Annotated in this window: 19 protein-coding genes; all 19 read right to left on the bottom strand. The window is 45.0% G+C overall.

Annotated features, from left to right (window positions below):
* Positions 1–152: 152 nt before the first annotated feature.
* Entirely contained in the window at positions 153–494 is a 342-nt protein-coding gene (gene cccB / locus MJQ52_RS14360; RefSeq protein WP_003151417.1) for a cytochrome c551, read from the bottom strand.
* Between the two features lie 35 nt (positions 495–529).
* Positions 530–1378, bottom strand: coding sequence for a YitT family protein (locus tag MJQ52_RS14355; RefSeq protein WP_434181828.1), 849 nt, complete (start codon positions 1376–1378; stop codon positions 530–532).
* Between the two features lie 169 nt (positions 1379–1547).
* A protein-coding gene (prfB, locus tag MJQ52_RS14350) for a peptide chain release factor 2 (RefSeq protein WP_096034905.1) occupies positions 1548–2649 on the bottom strand; the annotation gives its coding sequence in 2 pieces (ribosomal slippage) (positions 1548–2576 and positions 2578–2649; 1101 coding nt in all).
* 74 nt (positions 2650–2723) lie between these two features.
* Positions 2724–5249 carry a preprotein translocase subunit SecA gene (gene secA, locus MJQ52_RS14345; protein ID WP_003151414.1) on the bottom strand — a complete coding sequence of 842 codons (2526 nt, stop codon included), beginning with the start codon at positions 5247–5249 and terminating at the stop codon, positions 2724–2726.
* 166 nt (positions 5250–5415) lie between these two features.
* Complete coding sequence (hpf, locus tag MJQ52_RS14340) at positions 5416–5982, bottom strand: ribosome hibernation-promoting factor, HPF/YfiA family (RefSeq protein ID WP_003151413.1); 567 nt, start codon at positions 5980–5982, stop codon at positions 5416–5418.
* A 194-nt stretch (positions 5983–6176) separates the two neighbouring features.
* A complete protein-coding gene (locus tag MJQ52_RS14335; protein WP_003151412.1) occupies positions 6177–6554 on the bottom strand; it encodes a hypothetical protein in 378 nt (125 codons plus the stop codon).
* A gap of 9 nt (positions 6555–6563) precedes the next feature.
* Positions 6564–6908, bottom strand: coding sequence for a flagella biosynthesis regulatory protein FliT (fliT, locus tag MJQ52_RS14330; protein WP_003151410.1), 345 nt, complete (start codon positions 6906–6908; stop codon positions 6564–6566).
* The gene (gene fliS / locus MJQ52_RS14325) at positions 6908–7309 is read right to left on the bottom strand and encodes a flagellar export chaperone FliS (protein WP_003151407.1); all 402 of its coding nucleotides are present in this window, start codon (positions 7307–7309) and stop codon (positions 6908–6910) included. Before fliS ends, fliT begins: the two co-directional genes overlap by 1 nt.
* 19 nt (positions 7310–7328) lie before the next feature.
* Complete coding sequence (locus MJQ52_RS14320) at positions 7329–8849, bottom strand: flagellar hook-associated protein 2 (RefSeq protein ID WP_015387632.1); 1521 nt, start codon at positions 8847–8849, stop codon at positions 7329–7331.
* Positions 8850–9098: 249 nt separating this feature from the next.
* The gene (locus MJQ52_RS14315) at positions 9099–10085 is read right to left on the bottom strand and encodes a flagellin (protein WP_007407474.1); all 987 of its coding nucleotides are present in this window, start codon (positions 10083–10085) and stop codon (positions 9099–9101) included.
* A gap of 144 nt (positions 10086–10229) precedes the next feature.
* Complete coding sequence (csrA, locus tag MJQ52_RS14310; protein WP_003151402.1) at positions 10230–10454, bottom strand: carbon storage regulator CsrA; 225 nt, start codon at positions 10452–10454, stop codon at positions 10230–10232.
* Positions 10448–10879, bottom strand: a complete 432-nt coding sequence (fliW, locus tag MJQ52_RS14305; RefSeq protein ID WP_060657507.1) for a flagellar assembly protein FliW — start codon at positions 10877–10879, stop codon at positions 10448–10450. Before fliW ends, csrA begins: the two co-directional genes overlap by 7 nt.
* Before the next feature lie 29 nt (positions 10880–10908).
* Complete coding sequence (locus MJQ52_RS14300) at positions 10909–11478, bottom strand: DUF6470 family protein (RefSeq protein ID WP_003151397.1); 570 nt, start codon at positions 11476–11478, stop codon at positions 10909–10911.
* A gap of 90 nt (positions 11479–11568) precedes the next feature.
* Positions 11569–12486 (bottom strand): flagellar hook-associated protein FlgL, encoded by a 918-nt coding sequence (flgL, locus tag MJQ52_RS14295; protein ID WP_003151396.1) that lies wholly within the window; start codon positions 12484–12486, stop codon positions 11569–11571.
* An 11-nt stretch (positions 12487–12497) separates the two neighbouring features.
* A complete protein-coding gene (gene flgK, locus MJQ52_RS14290) occupies positions 12498–14015 on the bottom strand; it encodes a flagellar hook-associated protein FlgK (protein ID WP_015387629.1) in 1518 nt (505 codons plus the stop codon).
* 15 nt (positions 14016–14030) lie between these two features.
* Positions 14031–14513 (bottom strand): flagellar protein FlgN, encoded by a 483-nt coding sequence (locus tag MJQ52_RS14285; RefSeq protein ID WP_003151394.1) that lies wholly within the window; start codon positions 14511–14513, stop codon positions 14031–14033.
* Between the two features lie 14 nt (positions 14514–14527).
* Complete coding sequence (gene flgM / locus MJQ52_RS14280) at positions 14528–14794, bottom strand: flagellar biosynthesis anti-sigma factor FlgM (protein WP_003151393.1); 267 nt, start codon at positions 14792–14794, stop codon at positions 14528–14530.
* Positions 14795–14863: 69 nt separating this feature from the next.
* Positions 14864–15283 carry a TIGR03826 family flagellar region protein gene (locus tag MJQ52_RS14275; protein ID WP_043867469.1) on the bottom strand — a complete coding sequence of 140 codons (420 nt, stop codon included), beginning with the start codon at positions 15281–15283 and terminating at the stop codon, positions 14864–14866.
* Between the two features lie 73 nt (positions 15284–15356).
* Entirely contained in the window at positions 15357–16046 is a 690-nt protein-coding gene (locus MJQ52_RS14270) for a phosphoribosyltransferase family protein (RefSeq protein ID WP_202980098.1), read from the bottom strand.
* Positions 16047–16049 lie beyond the last annotated feature (3 nt).

The following is a 16049-nucleotide window of genomic DNA, read 5'->3' as shown; positions in this document are numbered from 1 at the left end:
CCGATTCGTCAGGAAACAGATGAAAAATCTGAAAGTTCCTTTTCCTCAGTACACTTCATTATACGTCAAATTTAGACATATTACTATTACAGTTTCTTTTCATTCCCAGACCGAGAAAAAACCTTGCCCCTATAACAGGCAAGGTTTTTCTGTTATTTTTTCTGTGACAGCCATTTTGCGATCTTCGCGGCTTCCTCATCATTTACAAGATGGCTCGGCATATTGCCGCGTCCGTTTTTAATGATGCTTTCAATTTTAGCTTCATCATACTTCCCGCCGACTTCCTGTAAATTCGGACCTCCGCCGCCTTCTAAGTCTTTACCGTGACAGCCGATACAGCTTTGCTGATAAAGTTCTTCACCCGCTGACGCAGATGCTTTTGATCCGCCTGAGCTGTCAGAGCTTTCTTTTTTCGATTCATTGGATCCGCCGCATGCCGCCAGCAGGACGGACATGGTCAGAACCAGCGCCAGCAGCGCCCATTTTGATTTCATATGTAAGATGCACCCCTTCGCTATTATAACCTCGTTTACGCGCGTTTGAAACCCTCACCGAGCACCTCGCTTGCGTCTGCGACAATGACAAAGGCTGACTCATCAATTTGTTTGACGATTTGTTTCAGTTTTGTGAATTCGGTCTGACCGACGACACACATTAAGATCGGCCGGTCATGTTCCGTATACCCGCCGACTGCGGAGATCTTCGTCACACCCCTGTCGATTTCTTTAAACACAGCCGATCTGACTGCTTCTTCATGCTGCGTAATGATTAAAGCCATTTTGGAGCGGTTGAACCCGACCTGCACGACATCAATCGTTTTGCTTGAAATAAATACCCCGAGCATCGCATACAGTCCCTGCTCCACTCCGAAAACGAGCATCGCGCTCAGCACAATTAATCCGTCCATGATGGCAAGGCACGTTCCCAGCGACAGCCCCGTGTATTTGTGAATGATCTGCGCCGCCAGAGCCGTTCCCCCTGTTGAGCCTTTGCCGAGATACACGATGCCGATTCCCGTTCCGATCCCGACGCCTCCGAAAATCGCCGCCAGCAGTTCATGGGTCGTCGCGGCAGGCAGATCTCTTGTTAAAAAGACGGCGAGCGGCAGAACGATGGAACCGACCAGTGTCTTCATTCCGAACTTCCCGCCGAGAATGATCACTCCGGCGATAAACAAAGGGATGTTAATAATCCACTGCACGTAAGCCGGTTCAAAACCAAACGTTTCTAAAATGGTGCTGATCCCGCTTACTCCCCACGCTGCTATACGGTTCGGCAGCAAAAATACGTTAAACACGACCCCCGTAATCGCCGCGCCGATCATGATATATATGTAATCTTTGATCAGACGGAGCGGCTTATTGTGATTCACATCCATGCAAAATCCTCCGTTCTCCGATTTTCTCTCGATAGCATTTTAATTCTTCCCGGCTTAGAAGTAAATAACAGCCAAATACCGTATTAATTTGCTAAAGCGCTGTTGTGAAAAATGGAAAAAGAGAACGGATAAAAAAACACACCTTGCCAAAGGCAGGTGTGTTCCCGGATTACGACAGTTTAGAACGTAAATAGGCGTCAATGAAGATATCGATATCTCCGTCCATAACCGCCTGCACGTTCCCCATTTCCGTATTGGTGCGGTGGTCTTTCACCATGGAGTACGGATGGAAGACGTACGAGCGGATTTGGCTGCCCCAGCCGATTTCTTTCTGTTCACCGCGGATTTCGTCAAGCTCCGCCTGCTGTTCTTCAATTCTGCGCTGATACAGCTTCGCTTTGAGCATTTTCATCGCCCGGTCGCGGTTTTTGATTTGTGAGCGTTCCGTCTGGCACGTGACGACTACATTTGTCGGCAGGTGGGTGATCCGAACGGCTGAATCAGTCGTATTGACGTGCTGTCCGCCGGCACCGCTCGCCCGGTACGTATCAACTTTAATATCTTCGGTACGAATATCAATGTCGATTTCTTCATTGAATTCAGGCATGACTTCACATGACACGAATGACGTGTGACGGCGGCCTGATGAATCAAATGGAGAAATCCGCACGAGACGGTGTACGCCTTTTTCCGCTTTTAAATAGCCGTATGCATTGTGGCCTTTAATAAGCAGTGTGACAGACTTAATTCCTGCTTCATCTCCCGGGAGATAATCAAGCGTTTCAACTTTGAAGCCGCGTCTTTCCGCCCAGCGGGTATACATTCTGAGCAGCATGGAACCCCAGTCCTGAGATTCCGTACCGCCGGCGCCCGGGTGAAGTTCTAAAATCGCATTATTTTTGTCATATGGTTCACTGAGCAGCAGCTGAAGCTCAAATTCATTCAATTCCTTCGTTAATGACTTCAGCTCTTTCTCAAGCTCTTGCTGAAGGTCCTGGTCAGGTTCTTCTTTTAAAAGATCATGTGTCATTTGCAGCTCTTCGTGAGACTCGCTCAGCTGATGGTAGGAGTTCACGTATTCTTTCAGACCGTTCGCTTCGTTGATGACGGTTTGGGCCTTCTGCTGGTCATTCCAGAATTCCGGTTCCGCCATCTTTTCATCTAATTCTGCAATGCGGGCTTCCTTTGATTCGAGGTCAAAGAGACCCCCTGAAGTCCGCTAAACGAGAAGCCATATTTTCGAGCTCTGCCCTGATTTCTGATAATTCCATTCCATTCACCTCATTAAAAGATCCGGGGCGCCATAAGACGCAGACCCGGTCATGTTCGCTTCATACAGTCCAGACTATTCTGTCCGGCCGCAGCAATTTTTATATTTTTTTCCGCTTCCGCAATGGCAAGGCGCGTTGCGTCCGATATCTACGACTTTTCGCACCGGCGCTTTTTTCGCTTGTTTGGCCTCATCGCCGTCCTGCGGCTGATGAGCCGTCGTTTGGCCCTGAACAACTTCTTCGCGTTCCAAATTGCTTTCAATCTCGGCCTTCATGACGAATTTCGCAACTTCGTCCTCAATGGACTCAATCATGTGCTCAAACATTGCGAAGCCTTCCATTTGATATTCACGCAGCGGATTTGTCTGCGCATAAGCGCGAAGGTGAATTCCTTGACGCAGCTGATCCATCGCATCAATATGATCCATCCATTTTGAATCAACGGCACGCAATACGATGACTTTTTCAAATTCACGCATCTGCTCTGTACCGAAATTCTCTTCTTTTTCATTATATTTTGTCATGATGCGGTCCATGATCATCTCATGCATTTCATCCGGTTCTTTTCCGAAGATATCGCTCTTTTCAAGCGCGCCTTCATCAAGATACGTTGAATTCACCAGCTCCACGAGGCCGTCAAGATTCCATTCTTCCGGAAGCTCCTCTTTCGGCGTATAAGCGGCAATCGCACGCTCCAGAGAAGACTTGATCATGCCTTCCACAATGTCGCGCAGGTTTTCAGAGTCAATGACTTCAAAACGCTGCTTGTAAATGACTTCGCGCTGCTGACGGAGCACGTCGTCATATTGAAGAAGCTGTTTACGTGAATCGAAGTTGTTTCCTTCGACACGTTTTTGAGATGATTCCACGGCGCGTGACACCATTTTGCTCTGAATCGGCGTGGAGTCATCCATACCGAACCGGTCAAGCATCGCCATCGTCCGTTCAGCTCCGAAACGGCGCATCAATTCATCCTCCATTGAAAGATAAAATTGTGTGATGCCCGGGTCTCCCTGACGTCCTGAACGTCCGCGGAGCTGATTGTCAATCCGGCGGGATTCGTGGCGTTCCGTACCGACGACTGCAAGACCGCCAAGCTCTTTTACGCCTTCGCCGAGTTTAATGTCGGTTCCGCGTCCCGCCATGTTGGTTGCAATCGTGACAGCGCCTTTTTGTCCCGCTTCTTCAATAATCTGAGCTTCACGCTCATGGTTTTTGGCATTCAGCACCTGATGCGGAATCCCTTTGTTTTTCAGAAGTTTAGAAATCAATTCAGACGTTTCAACGGCAACCGTACCGACAAGAACCGGCTGTCCGGTCATGTAGCGCTGGGCGACATCCTCCGCCACCGCCTTGAATTTCCCTTCCATTGAGCGGTAGATCAAGTCCGGACGGTCGTCACGGATGACCGGCTGGTTGGTCGGGATGGATACAACCTGCATGTTATAAATATTGCGGAATTCTTCCTCTTCCGTTTTTGCGGTACCGGTCATACCGGCCAGCTTTTCGTACATACGGAAATAGTTTTGGAACGTAATCGTCGCCAATGTCATGCTTTCATTTTGAATTTCCAAGCCCTCTTTCGCCTCAATCGCCTGGTGAAGACCTTCGCTGTAGCGGCGTCCTTTCATCAGACGGCCGGTGAAGGAATCAACGATGACGACCTGGCCGTCCTCAACAACATAATCCACGTCTTTCTGCATCGCCGCATGGGCTTTTAAAGCCTGGTTGATATGGTGGTTCAAGGCCACGTTTTTGACATCAAACAGGTTGTCGATGCCGAACGTTTTTTCAGCCTTCGTCATTCCTTCTTCCGTCAGCTGAACGCCTTTCGTTTTGACGTCATACGTATAATCCTGATCTTTCTTGAGCGTGCGGACAAACGCATTTGCCTGCACGTACAGTTTTGTGGACTTCTGAGCTTGTCCGGAAATAATCAATGGCGTTCTCGCTTCATCGACTAAAATTGAATCGACTTCATCAATAACGGCAAAATGAAGCGGGCGCTGCACCATTTGTTCTTTATAGAGCACCATGTTATCACGCAAATAATCAAAGCCTAGTTCATTGTTCGTTGAATACGTGATATCGGCTGCGTAAGCTTCGCGTTTTTCATCTTTTGACATCGAATTCAGGTTCAGGCCGACTGTAAGCCCGAGAAACGCAAAGATTTCTCCCATTTGCTGGGCATCACGGCTCGCCAGATATTCGTTGACCGTTACGACGTGAACGCCTTTTCCCGTCAAGGCATTTAAATACACGGGAAGCGTAGACGTCAGCGTTTTCCCTTCCCCTGTTTTCATTTCGGAAATGTTCCCCTCATGAAGGGCGATGCCCCCCATGAGCTGCACTTTAAACGGGAACATGCCGGTTACGCGGCGGGAAGCTTCACGAACGACGGCAAACGCTTCGACAAGAAGGTCATCCGTCGTTTCTCCTTTTTCAAGCCGCTCTTTAAATTCTGCTGTTTTATTTTTAAGCGCCTCGTCAGAAAGATTTTCATAATCTCCTCTTACGGCATCAATGTCATTTGCTATTTTTTCGTATTTGTTCAGCGCACGTTTGGTCGGATCAAACATTTTATTTAAAATCCCAAGCATCTATAACGCTCCTCTATGTTCACATGCAGATTTTGCATGGAATAAATGATAATTTTCTGTCCATGTATACCTCTCATTATCATAACATACCTTTTGCTATTTCCAAAGAATTTGCAGATAAAGATAGAGAAAAACCTTCCGCGCGTTCACGGAAGGCTGGATGGGTTTATTCAGTCGGTTCAATTAATCCGTATTTGCCGTCATTTCTGCGGTAAACGACATTTGTGAGATTCGTCTCCGCGTTGGTGAATACGAAGAAATTATGTCCGAGCATATTCATTTGGAGAATCGCTTCTTCATTATCCATCGGTTTTAAATTAAAACGCTTTTGACGGACAATTTCCGGGCTGTCATCTTCAATTTCGTCCTGAACCGCTACGCCCGTATCAGCAGCGCTGCCGTTCTCGAAATAATGTTTCGGAAGACCCTGCTCGCGGAATTTTCGGTTGACTTTTGTTTTATGCTTTCGGATTTGACGTTCCAGCTTGTTTGTTGCGAGATCAATTGCATTGTACATATCCTCGTTATGCACTTCAGAACGAAGCGCCAGATCAGTCATCGGAATGGTGACTTCAACTTTGGATTCCTTATCGTTATAGAATTTTAAGTTGACGTTCACATCGGCATTGACGCTCTGCTCGAAATATCGTTCCAGCTTGCCGATTTTTCTCTCCACATGATCCTTTAACGCAGGTGTAACCTCAATGTTTTCTCCTCTGATATTGTAGTTCATCAAAGAACGCCTCCCTTTATCTAAGGATATGTAACTATTTCTCTTTTACCCCTTCTGATCCCTGCTGAAACGTTAAAATAATGTGTGAATTCGGTGAACGATGACGAATGGTGTCGGTTTTATCCGGCAGCTTCCGGCAGGATTATAAGTATATGCAAAGGACGCAGGCAAAAGACCTGCCGCTTGCAGCAGGTCTAGTGAAGAACATACGGTTTGATGCAGTCGTGCGTCTGCTCCATCCATAGCTTATAATGCGGCAGAAAGATGGTTTTTAAAAACTCCTGAAAAGGGGCGGACGGGAAATCATAATCATTTAACATGCTGAAATCCTGAAAGATCTCGTCAAATGAGCGGATCGCCGTCTCCACGCATCGGCACTCAATGATAGACAGCAGAAGCGCATGAGAGGAATCGAGATGAAAAAAAGCCTGAATCAAATCGTTGTAAATCCGCTCGCCCTCCGTCTTAAAAAAATCATCCTGCGTGTCCAACAGGTAGCAAAGCCCCTCATCAATCGTAAAAAGAAGCTGGTAATAGGCTGACACCAAATGGTAATCGTTCAAACTTCTCAAAACACTCACCTATTTGCGTTTGTCGTAATAACGGCCGTCACTTGTCGTTTGCTGATACGGATTGAAATACGTATTATGGTAGATTCGTTTTTTCTTAAGCGTTTTTATTTCATTTCGGATACCATCCTGAATCCGTTTCACTTCGCCGGTAATCAGACGGTCCATCGCGGCCACCTGCTGAAGCAGCGTTTTTTCTTCTTCGGAAAAAGGCGGCTTTATGCCCGCAAGCATCTCCTCCCTTTTCTCCGTAAATGCCGTAACGCTGCTGATGAGACCGTCGCTTTCCGGGGCGTCCTTCAGTGCGGCGTACATGTTCTTCGTTTCGTTATACAAAGAAAAGACATTGCTGTTCATCAGGCAAGGCCGCCCGCGCCATGGCTGTTTTTCCGTTCACTCTGCATGGCCTGCTTCCACGTGTCGCGAAATTCAGTAACGAGCTTTTCCGCTTCATCTAAAAACTCTCCGTTATTCTGCACGTTCGCATCGATCAGCCGGCGGCGGATGTAATCATAGATTGATGACATCTGCTCAGAAATCTCAATCTCCCGGTTTAACGTGATGCTGAGCTCTTGAATGATGTTTTGCGCCTTTACGATATTTTCATTTTTGGCTTCAAGGTTGTTTTGCTTCATCGCCTGCCTTGCCAGCTTAATGAATCGCAGGCAGCCGTTATAAAGCATAAGGGTCAGCTCTTCCGGAGCGGCTGTAAAGACGGATGTCTGCTGGTAAGCAGCAAAAGGATTATTTATTGCCATTTTTATAAAACCTCCAAGGTTATGATGTTGAAGATCCTAACATTGACGTGAGATATGAAGATTGGCTGTTCAATTTCTCCAATGCCGTATCCAGTGCGCTGAACTTTTTATAATATCTCGTCTCGATGTCATCCAGCTTCGTTTTCATATTGGAAATATTTGTTTCTATTTCATCCAGGCTTTTTCCAATGGCAAAGCTGGTTGATACCGAGCTTTCCGTACCCGCCTGTTTTGAAATTTGAATCTGCATTTTATTTAATGTGTCTTTTAATCTCCGGGCAATCCCCTGTTCCTCCGGGTTTTTGGTTTTCGCTGTATCAGGGCTGTCTGCATTAAACAGTTTAGCCACAAGAGCAGGATTCTCGGTAATTTTCTGTTTCAGTTTCGCTTCGTCTTTAATGACAAGCTTTCCTTGATCCGTATAACTATCAGACGTCTCAATTCCGAAATCGGCAAGCTGATATTTTTTCCCGTCAATCGTAACGGTTGAGTACAGATCAAGCCGCATCTCCGCCAAACCGTTCTGCAGCGTGCTGTCACTCCGTAATAAACCGCTTTTAGCTTTTGCCTCCCACTGCTCAATCTGCTTATCGGTCATCGCTTCTCTTTGTTCATCGGTTAGCGGCTTATAATCACGGTATTTTGATTCTGTCACCTTCTCGTTTGCGCTTTTAATTAACGTATTGTATTTATCAACGAAATCTTTAATGTTGTTAAAAATGCCGTCCGTATCCGTCGTGCTGTTAATCGTAACCGTTTTATTGCTGTCCGTCACGCTGTTCAGCGTGTATTTGATGCCGTTGATCGTAAAGTTATTGGACGTTTTTGTCATTTCAAGCCCGTTGAACGTAAACTTCGCGTTTTTCCCTTCGGCATTGGCCGTCAGTTCATTTGTTGCATCATCAACGGCAAAACCGAGCTGATCTTTCAGAAAGCTTTTGGTCGCGTCATCACCTGCTGAAAGGGTAAACCCTTCCCCCGTTTTATTGGAAGTGAACGCAATCGTGTCCACATAATCCGAGCCGTTAGAGATTTTCTCTTTTAAAGCCGTCACTCCGAGACCCGAGCTGTTCAGTTTAGAAATGACATCGTCAATCGTATCGGTTGCGGCGATCGTGACGTTTACCTCAGTCGGCTTCGTTTCACCCGGATTTGTGACATTGAATTTCAATGTTTGGCTCTGACCCGAAGTGAAATTGATAGCGCCCGATGATTTATATGTCGTCGGCGTAGCCAGCTGCTGTACAGACATGCTCGTTGAAATATTCTGCTCAGCACTGACGGCCACCGCGCTGACACTGGAATCCGAACTTGTTACTGTTTTTTTATTCCAGTTTGTGGACATCAGCATATTATTAAATGTAGTAGAATACATGTCGGCAATCTGGGTATTCATTTCCCGATAAGCATCGCGCTTCCATTCAAGCGTCTGCTTTTGCTGGTTTAATTTATTAAGCGGCTGCTTTTCGGCATCCATCATTTTTTTCACCAGAGAATCTACATCAAGACCGGAATTAAGGCCTGTGATTCTTGTGACCATATGTACCCTCTCCTTTTCGGCGTTTAGTCGTAGACGGCTCTATGACAACAGTGAGTTTCCGACTGTTTATCATATCACAGCTCCATAAATGTATGATCTTATTCTTATATCGGTCATATTAAAAGGTTTTCAATAATTTAACTGCAAAATATAATGTTTCATTTTGTCAATAGGGTTCTTTGGCTTGCTGAAGGGGGAGATAGCTGAAGAAATAAAAAAAGACCCTGGAGAACCAGGATCTTTCCGTCATTAACCTTTAAGCAATTGAAGAACTTGCTGAGGCTGTTGGTTAGCTTGTGCAAGCATAGCTTGAGAAGCCTGAGTAAGGATGTTGTTTTTCGTGTACTCCATCATCTCAGAAGCCATGTCTACGTCACGGATACGTGATTCAGCAGAAGTCAGGTTCTCAGAAGAAGTACCAAGGTTGTTGATTGTGTGCTCTAAACGGTTTTGAACCGCACCAAGTTTAGCGCGCTCGCTAGATACTGTGTCGATAGCTGTTTTGATTGTTGTAAGAGCTGAAGACGCAGCTTTAGCTGAAGAAGAGATGTCGATACCTTTTGTTACTTTAGAATCTGCAGCTAATTTTTCAGATGCAATAACTTTACCGCCAGCATCGTAATAACCAGCCGGTTTGTTTGTAGCATCGTCTGCATCCGCCCAAGTAGCAGTGCTTCCGTCAGTTGCTGTAAGTGTATTTTGATCTCCAGATACAGTATAAGTCGTACCAACTTTCAGGCTTTCAGAGTCCATTTTATTGATAGACAGGCTCATTGTTTGGCCTTCGTTAGCTCCGATTTGGAACGTAAGGTTTTGCGCAGTTCCGTCAAGAAGTTTCTTCGTGTTGAACTCAGTGTCAGTAGAGATTCTTGTTACTTCAGACGCTAATTGGTCCATCTCTTTTTGAAGCTCAGAACGGTCAGAATCAGTGTTTGTATCGTTCGCCGCTTGTGTAGCAAGCTCGCTCATACGCTGAAGAATGCTGTGAGTTTCGTTCAATGCACCCTCAGATGTTTGGATAAGAGAGATTCCGTCTTGAGCGTTTTTAGACGCCATGTCTAAACCGCGGATTTGAGAACGCATTTTTTCAGAGATCGCAAGACCCGCAGCGTCATCACCAGCTCGGTTGATGCGAAGACCTGAAGATAATTTTTCCATGTTTTTTGCAGCAGAGTTTGAACCTGCATTCAGCTGACGGCTAGTGTTAAGAGCCGCGATATTGTGGTTGATTCTCATTTTGTATTTCCTCCCTGAATTGTTTTTCGCACGTCCTTGTGCATTTGCGCAGCGTCATTTCTGAAGAAAATTTTTCCTCTCATTGGCTACAATATATATATCGGATGGCCGCTTCTATTGTTTATATTGAAAATAAAAAAATCCTCACTTTTTTTGTGAGGATAAGTTAAGTAATAAATCAGTATTAAAAGATACGGCTCTGTTGTTCTCTTCCAGGATCGACAAGTAGATTTCTTTCCGGTGAATATCTACGTGCTGAGGCGCTTCAATTCCCAGCTTCACTTGTTCTCCTTCGATAGCGATCACCTTTATTTCAATATCCGGCCCGATCTGAATGGACTCATTCACTTTTCTTGAGAGAACTAGCATGATCCTCCTCCTATCAGATGTTTTGTTTCATAGGAAGCATCATGTAAAATGATTTGTTTCGCCTTCATTTCCTTTTTATTGACGATAATCGGCGCTTTTAAATTGGCGGTCGTGTTTTCAAAAGGCTCTTCCAGTGTTAAAATCGCCATCACTTCGACGTCCTCTATATCTTCAATGTGCAAAAGCTCAAGCGTCGCTTGGTCAATGTCAAATTCGTACCCTTTAAAGAAAATAAACGGACTGGCGACAATAAAGGCGATGTGCTCCTGTTTCACAGACTGCAGCGCCAAAAACGGTGAATCTTCCGACAAAGGAAGAACAACAAATTGAGTCTCTTCATTAAATCCCGGCAGGCCGTTTTCAAATGAGATAATCTGCCCTTCATCTATTCTGATTTCTCCGTGATATTTTGTTTTAATTATCATGCTTCACAATCCTTTACCACTTTCATCTTTTATTCTGCGTTGCCATCATCAACCGAAATCGTCACCTTAGGGTCTTGCATCATATCAATCTGAACTTTCCCCGGCGTATAATTCCATACAGGTTTATTGACGGCTGCTTCAATTGAAGGTTTGCGGGCTTCAATATCAATCGTAAGCTTTGAAGGAATGCAGTCAATGTCGACGAGAAACTGCGCAGGCAGAAAGTCGCTGAATTCGCCGAATGGATCGGGCGGACTGACATCTGCTGCCTGCCGGGCCATCACATTGCCCGTTTTCTTTTCGATAGCCGCCATTTCCTTCCCTTCCCTGACTGTTTTTGCGATAAACTCGCTGCAGGCTTCCGCACCTTTTTGAGCGGCTTCAGCGTTCAGCTTTTCAAATGATTTGAGATTCAAGTTCTCCCACGCCCTCGTCTGGTCAATCGTCAGTTTGGCCGGCGTGCTTTCAATGTTCAGCTCTGCCGGCGGCTGCTCGATTTCCAGGTCAGCGGGCGGCTGTTCCATCTCGATTTCTTCCTTTTGAAAGGTTATACCGATTTTAGCAGGCACACTGTCAATAATCAATCTCGGCATCTGCACAGAGATCCCTCCTATTTATAGTATTTTAGTAAAAAAAGCGATCTCCCTGTTGTGAGTCGCTTTTTTTATATATTGAAGACGATAGTTATATTATTTCAGGAAGTCGATCAGTGACGGCTGAATGATATTCGCATTCACTGACAGCGCTGCTCTATGAACCGTCTGTTGAGATAGATAATCAACAATTACATCTTCCATTTCTACATCCTCATTATCCGACAATACTTTTTCAGCGGTTGCCGCTTGTGATTCCAATCTTGTCTGAATGAGTTCCAACCGGTTTGTGCGTGCGCCGATATTGGATTTTTCAGCATTCATTTTGTCAGTAAAACCGTCGATATCTGACAGAATTTGATTTGAATCTGCTTCGGACAGCGTGCCTTTGCTTAAAGAAGCTTCTAAGGAGTTGAGAAATTCAAATACATTATCTCCATTTTGTGCGACGCCTCCGAAAGCTGAGTTTGGATCAGAATTCACTTTCAGCACTGCTCCGTTTGAGATGTTGATGTTAACATCCGAAGCACCGGTATAATTCTCATAGTTGTACGTATATGTGCCGTCGGCATTTTCAGTGATCGGCGGGACGTCTGAATTTGTTCCGTTAAACAGATAACGTCCGTTTACCTGAGTATTCGCGACAGAAACGAGCTGCTTTTTCAGCTGGCCGATTTCTGTACCGATTGCTTTCAATTCTGTTTCACCGTTCGAATCACTTTTCGCCTGAACCATCAAATCCCGGATTTTCCCCATAATATCCGTTTCCGAGTTTACGCTTGATTCCGAGTTTTCCAGCCATGTAAAACCTTGCGAAACATTCCGCTGATACTGGTTTACCTGCGCAAGCTGAGTACGGTACTGCATTCCCTTCATTGCGACGACCGGATCATCAGAAGCTTTCGTGATTTTTTTCCCCGTAGACACTTGCTGCTGAAGCCGATCGAGCTTGTCATAACTTGAGCCGATAAATCGAAGAGAATTTTTTGCGATCATCCCTTGAGTTACTCTCATTTACTTATCTCCTATCTTCCTCCGGTGCCCATACCGTTAATAATTTTATCGAATATTTCATCCTGCATCGTTATGATCCGCGCAGCCGCATTATAAGCGTGCTGAAACTGAATCATATTTGTCATTTCTTCATCTAAAGACACTGCACTGACTGATTGTCTCCGTTCATCGGCTGAAAGGGTGTTGCTTTCAGAGTTGTTCATAAGATTGGCTGCTTTTTGTGAATTAACGCCCAGCTTTCCGATAAGGGATTCATAAAAGTCATTAATTGTAGTGGTTTCACCGTTAATAGTCAGCTTGCTGTTCTGTACGGCTGCAAGATTTGTCGCGTTTGTGCCGTCACTTTTTTCTCCGTTTAACGACGCTGCGATATTATCAGTAGACGCAAGGATTTTGTCACTGACTTTTATTTTCGCTGCCGCACCTTTTGCCGGCACCGCTTCACCGCCGCTGAAATCAAAAAATGCTGCACCCTGTTCGCCTGTATAGGTCTTCCCTTTTTCATGAACTGCATTAAACGCGTCAGCAAAGGATAGCGCCATATTGTCAAGAGCCGTCAGCATTTCAGGATAAAGCCCTTTTTCTTCTCCGTTTGACATATAGCCGTATGATTCAATAAGACCTAAAAGTGAGCCTTTTCCGGTAAATGCATCCGCATTGACCGTACTGCTGCCGACTGACACACTCGACACGAGTCCGCTGTCCTTGTCGTAGTTGATTTTCATTTCTGAAACTGTTTTTGTGTTACCGTCGAGCAGCGTACCGAGAGAATTGTTGTTTCCATTCAGCAATTCGACGTTAACCGTGCCCTCAGCAGTCGCCAAGGCATGTCCGCCCGACTTATTATATGAAACTTTTATATTTGCCATAGAAGATAATTGATCAATCAATCTGTCTCTTTGGTCATACAAATCATTAGGGAGCATACCGCTCGGCTCAACTGCCGCTATTTGATTGTTAAGGTCATTCAGCTGATTGAGAATGGAATTGACCTGATCCGCTGTGTTATCCAGGTTCTTTTTAATATCACCCTGAATGTTAGTCAAAGAGGTTGATATATAGTTAAAACTTTCGGCAAGAGATTTCCCCTGCTCCTGCAAAACTGAGCGCGCTCCCGTATTTTCCGGATTCGTCGCCAGATCCTGAAGGGCATTCCAAAACGAACTGAGCGATCCGTTTAATCCGTTATTGTCAAGCTCTTTCATGACGCCTTCCATTTGCGACAATGAATTGGAACGGGCTGTATAGTACCCTAATTTTGTATTTTCCGTTCTGTACTGATAGTCTAAAAAACTGTCTCTGACGCGCTCAACTGAACCGGCTTTTACTCCTGTTCCGATTTGGCCGGCCGTCAGATCACTGTTTTTTGATACTGCGGGATAAGGACTCGTCGATTGTAATGTGACGCGCTGCCTCGTATATCCTTCTGTATTTGCATTTGCAACGTTATTTGAAACTGTGCTCAATGCAGTCTGCTGCGCACTCAATGCACGCCTTGCTGTTTCGAGCCCCATAAAAGTCGATGGCATTGAAAATCCTCCGTTCTAAGCTTTTGAATCGAATAATGTCAAACGGCTGACAGGCTTGCGCGCCGCTTGCGGCTCTTTATAATTCATATTCTCTTTTTCACCCGGCATGATCATATCGAATGCCCCTGAGATGAATTGTAAAGCCTGAATCGTGAGCTGTTTGTTCATCTCATTCACTTCTTTCAGACGGTCAAGAAGCGCAGACAAAGAGTGAAATAACCCTTCAAGCTCCTGTTTTTCACTGCCTGAAGTTCTGGAGATGCATGCAGCAATTGTATTGTCCTCACCGCGGCTGAGAAACTGAGAAGTTAACCTGATTCGTTCTTCCTCAGTCTGCCCGATTGCCTGAATATACTTTTGCTCTTTAGTCAATATGTTGGAGAGCTCTTTTGTTTTACCTGCTTTCAGCGCTTCCGTTTTCTCCTCAGACAGCGTGAGCAGATGTTCATGCAGTGCGCAAAGTCGCTTCAGTTGATCAATAATTGGCTTTGCTGACATTGGCTTTCTCCTTTTTATTGCTTTTTATAAAAATTCACTATGTTTTCAGCGATGCTGTTTGAATCTATTTTATATGTTCCGCTCTCTATATCCGCTTTAAGCTGAGCGATTTTTTCCTGACGTGTTTTAGTGACCGCATCTGACGCATTTTGAAGCTCTTTTGCATGAGAAGAAATTTCCACTTTGTCCTTCGGCTTTGCAGCCTCTTTTTGTACGGCTTGCTTTTCGTAATTTTTTTGGTATGGATTAACGGATTGTGTTCCGTACTGATTGATTTTCATAGGATTCCTCTCGCTTTCTGTTCGCAGTCTAATTCTTTTATCGACTGCGTTATCAGTTAGTTTAGGGAATCAGGTGTTTTTGGTATTATAGGCATAGTATGTGTCTTTTGTACTGTTTTTTTCTTTGGATTCAGCGGCTGTTTTTTGGTTCATATGGTCTAATTGTGACTCAATATCTGTCTGACAGGACTTGCAAAATTTCCCCGTCCTGATCGGATTTCCGCACCTTTCGCAAGGATATGCCAAATTTGGAAGCTGGCTGATCTGAATCCTTTTTTGTTTGATAAACTTGAGGATCAGCTCTTCATCCACACCTGTTTCCTCAGTGATCTGCTGCATCGTCGACTGTCTGTTGATCTGCTTTCTCAAAAATTTATAGACGGTTTCAAATGCTTTTTCTTCTTCTTTAATACATGCCTGGCACACGGTCTGCAGGTTCGTTTTAAAAAATAAAGCATTGCATTTTGGACAATTCGCCAATTCACCCATCGTATTAACTCCTATTCCTTCTTTAATCTGCCTTATATTTCTATCAATTATATCGGCAGAAAAAAAGAATGATTTAGCTCCTGATTAAAGTAAAAGAGGAGACCGATGACGCTTTACCCGCTGTCAGCAGGACTTCGGCGGCTTGATGCAGTGTGGCGCCCGTCGTATAAATATCGTCTATTAAGATGACGTTCATACCTTCGGCCGAGTTTTCGGCTGCTGAAAACTTTTTTTCTGCGGACAGCCTTTCTGTTTTGCTCTTTTTGGATTGTTTTTCATTGTTCAGTCGGATGAGGGGGAAAATGACGGGCATTCCGAGCAGAGAGGCCAGCAGCTCGGATTGATTGAATCCGCGTTCCGCCAGCCGTTCGCCGCTCAGCGGAATAGGGATGAGAGTATGTGTATTTGATGGATATGCCGCTTTAAAGCCGGCAGCAAAGTCACGTCCAAATGCTTGAATGATTTTCGCATCACCCCTGAATTTAAACCGGGCTAATGAGTCCTTCATCGCATCATTATACAAATATACCGAACGGTTTTGCCGCAGCAAAAAGCGCTTTTCCGTTTTTGATTCCCGGGCCGCACAATCAGCGCATTTTTCATTTGACTCCTGAGGCCTCCCGCATATAGTGCATACGGGGCCTTCAATTTTTTCGAATCGGCTGCTGCATATGGTGCATACCTCTTGCTCGGGCGCCAGAGAAAACAGAGATCTCCAAGTCAATGAACTTGAAATTGGTGAGTCACACAATAAACAATTCAGAGA

The sequence above is a fragment of the Bacillus sp. jun7 genome (assembly GCF_051034795.1).
Classification (GTDB): Bacteria; Bacillota; Bacilli; order Bacillales; family Bacillaceae; genus Bacillus; species Bacillus velezensis.
The sequence above is the reverse complement of the archived record's forward strand: the minus strand, read 5'-3'. Positions and strand labels throughout refer to the sequence as shown.

Coding starts and splice junctions, on each gene's coding strand:
- hpf (WP_003151413.1), bottom strand. CDS start 5,982: ATGAACTACAATATCAGAGGAGAAAACATTGAGGTTACACCTGCGTTA.
- MJQ52_RS14355 (WP_434181828.1), bottom strand. CDS start 1,378: ATGGATGTGAATCACAATAAGCCGCTCCGTCTGATCAAAGATTACATA.
- flgK (WP_015387629.1), bottom strand. CDS start 14,015: ATGCCATCGACTTTTATGGGGCTCGAAACAGCAAGGCGTGCATTGAGT.
- secA (WP_003151414.1), bottom strand. CDS start 5,249: ATGCTTGGGATTTTAAATAAAATGTTTGATCCGACCAAACGTGCGCTG.
- MJQ52_RS14320 (WP_015387632.1), bottom strand. CDS start 8,849: ATGGTCACAAGAATCACAGGCCTTAATTCCGGTCTTGATGTAGATTCT.
- MJQ52_RS14285 (WP_003151394.1), bottom strand. CDS start 14,513: ATGTCAGCAAAGCCAATTATTGATCAACTGAAGCGACTTTGCGCACTG.
- fliW (WP_060657507.1), bottom strand. CDS start 10,879: ATGATAATTAAAACAAAATATCACGGAGAAATCAGAATAGATGAAGGG.
- MJQ52_RS14315 (WP_007407474.1), bottom strand. CDS start 10,085: ATGAGAATCAACCACAATATCGCGGCTCTTAACACTAGCCGTCAGCTG.
- cccB (WP_003151417.1), bottom strand. CDS start 494: ATGAAATCAAAATGGGCGCTGCTGGCGCTGGTTCTGACCATGTCCGTC.
- MJQ52_RS14275 (WP_043867469.1), bottom strand. CDS start 15,283: ATGGGTGAATTGGCGAATTGTCCAAAATGCAATGCTTTATTTTTTAAA.
- flgM (WP_003151393.1), bottom strand. CDS start 14,794: ATGAAAATCAATCAGTACGGAACACAATCCGTTAATCCATACCAAAAA.
- fliS (WP_003151407.1), bottom strand. CDS start 7,309: ATGGCAATAAATAATCCTTTTGCTGCTTACCAGCAGACATCCGTCTTT.
- csrA (WP_003151402.1), bottom strand. CDS start 10,454: ATGCTAGTTCTCTCAAGAAAAGTGAATGAGTCCATTCAGATCGGGCCG.
- flgL (WP_003151396.1), bottom strand. CDS start 12,486: ATGAGAGTAACTCAAGGGATGATCGCAAAAAATTCTCTTCGATTTATC.
- fliT (WP_003151410.1), bottom strand. CDS start 6,908: ATGAACAGCAATGTCTTTTCTTTGTATAACGAAACGAAGAACATGTAC.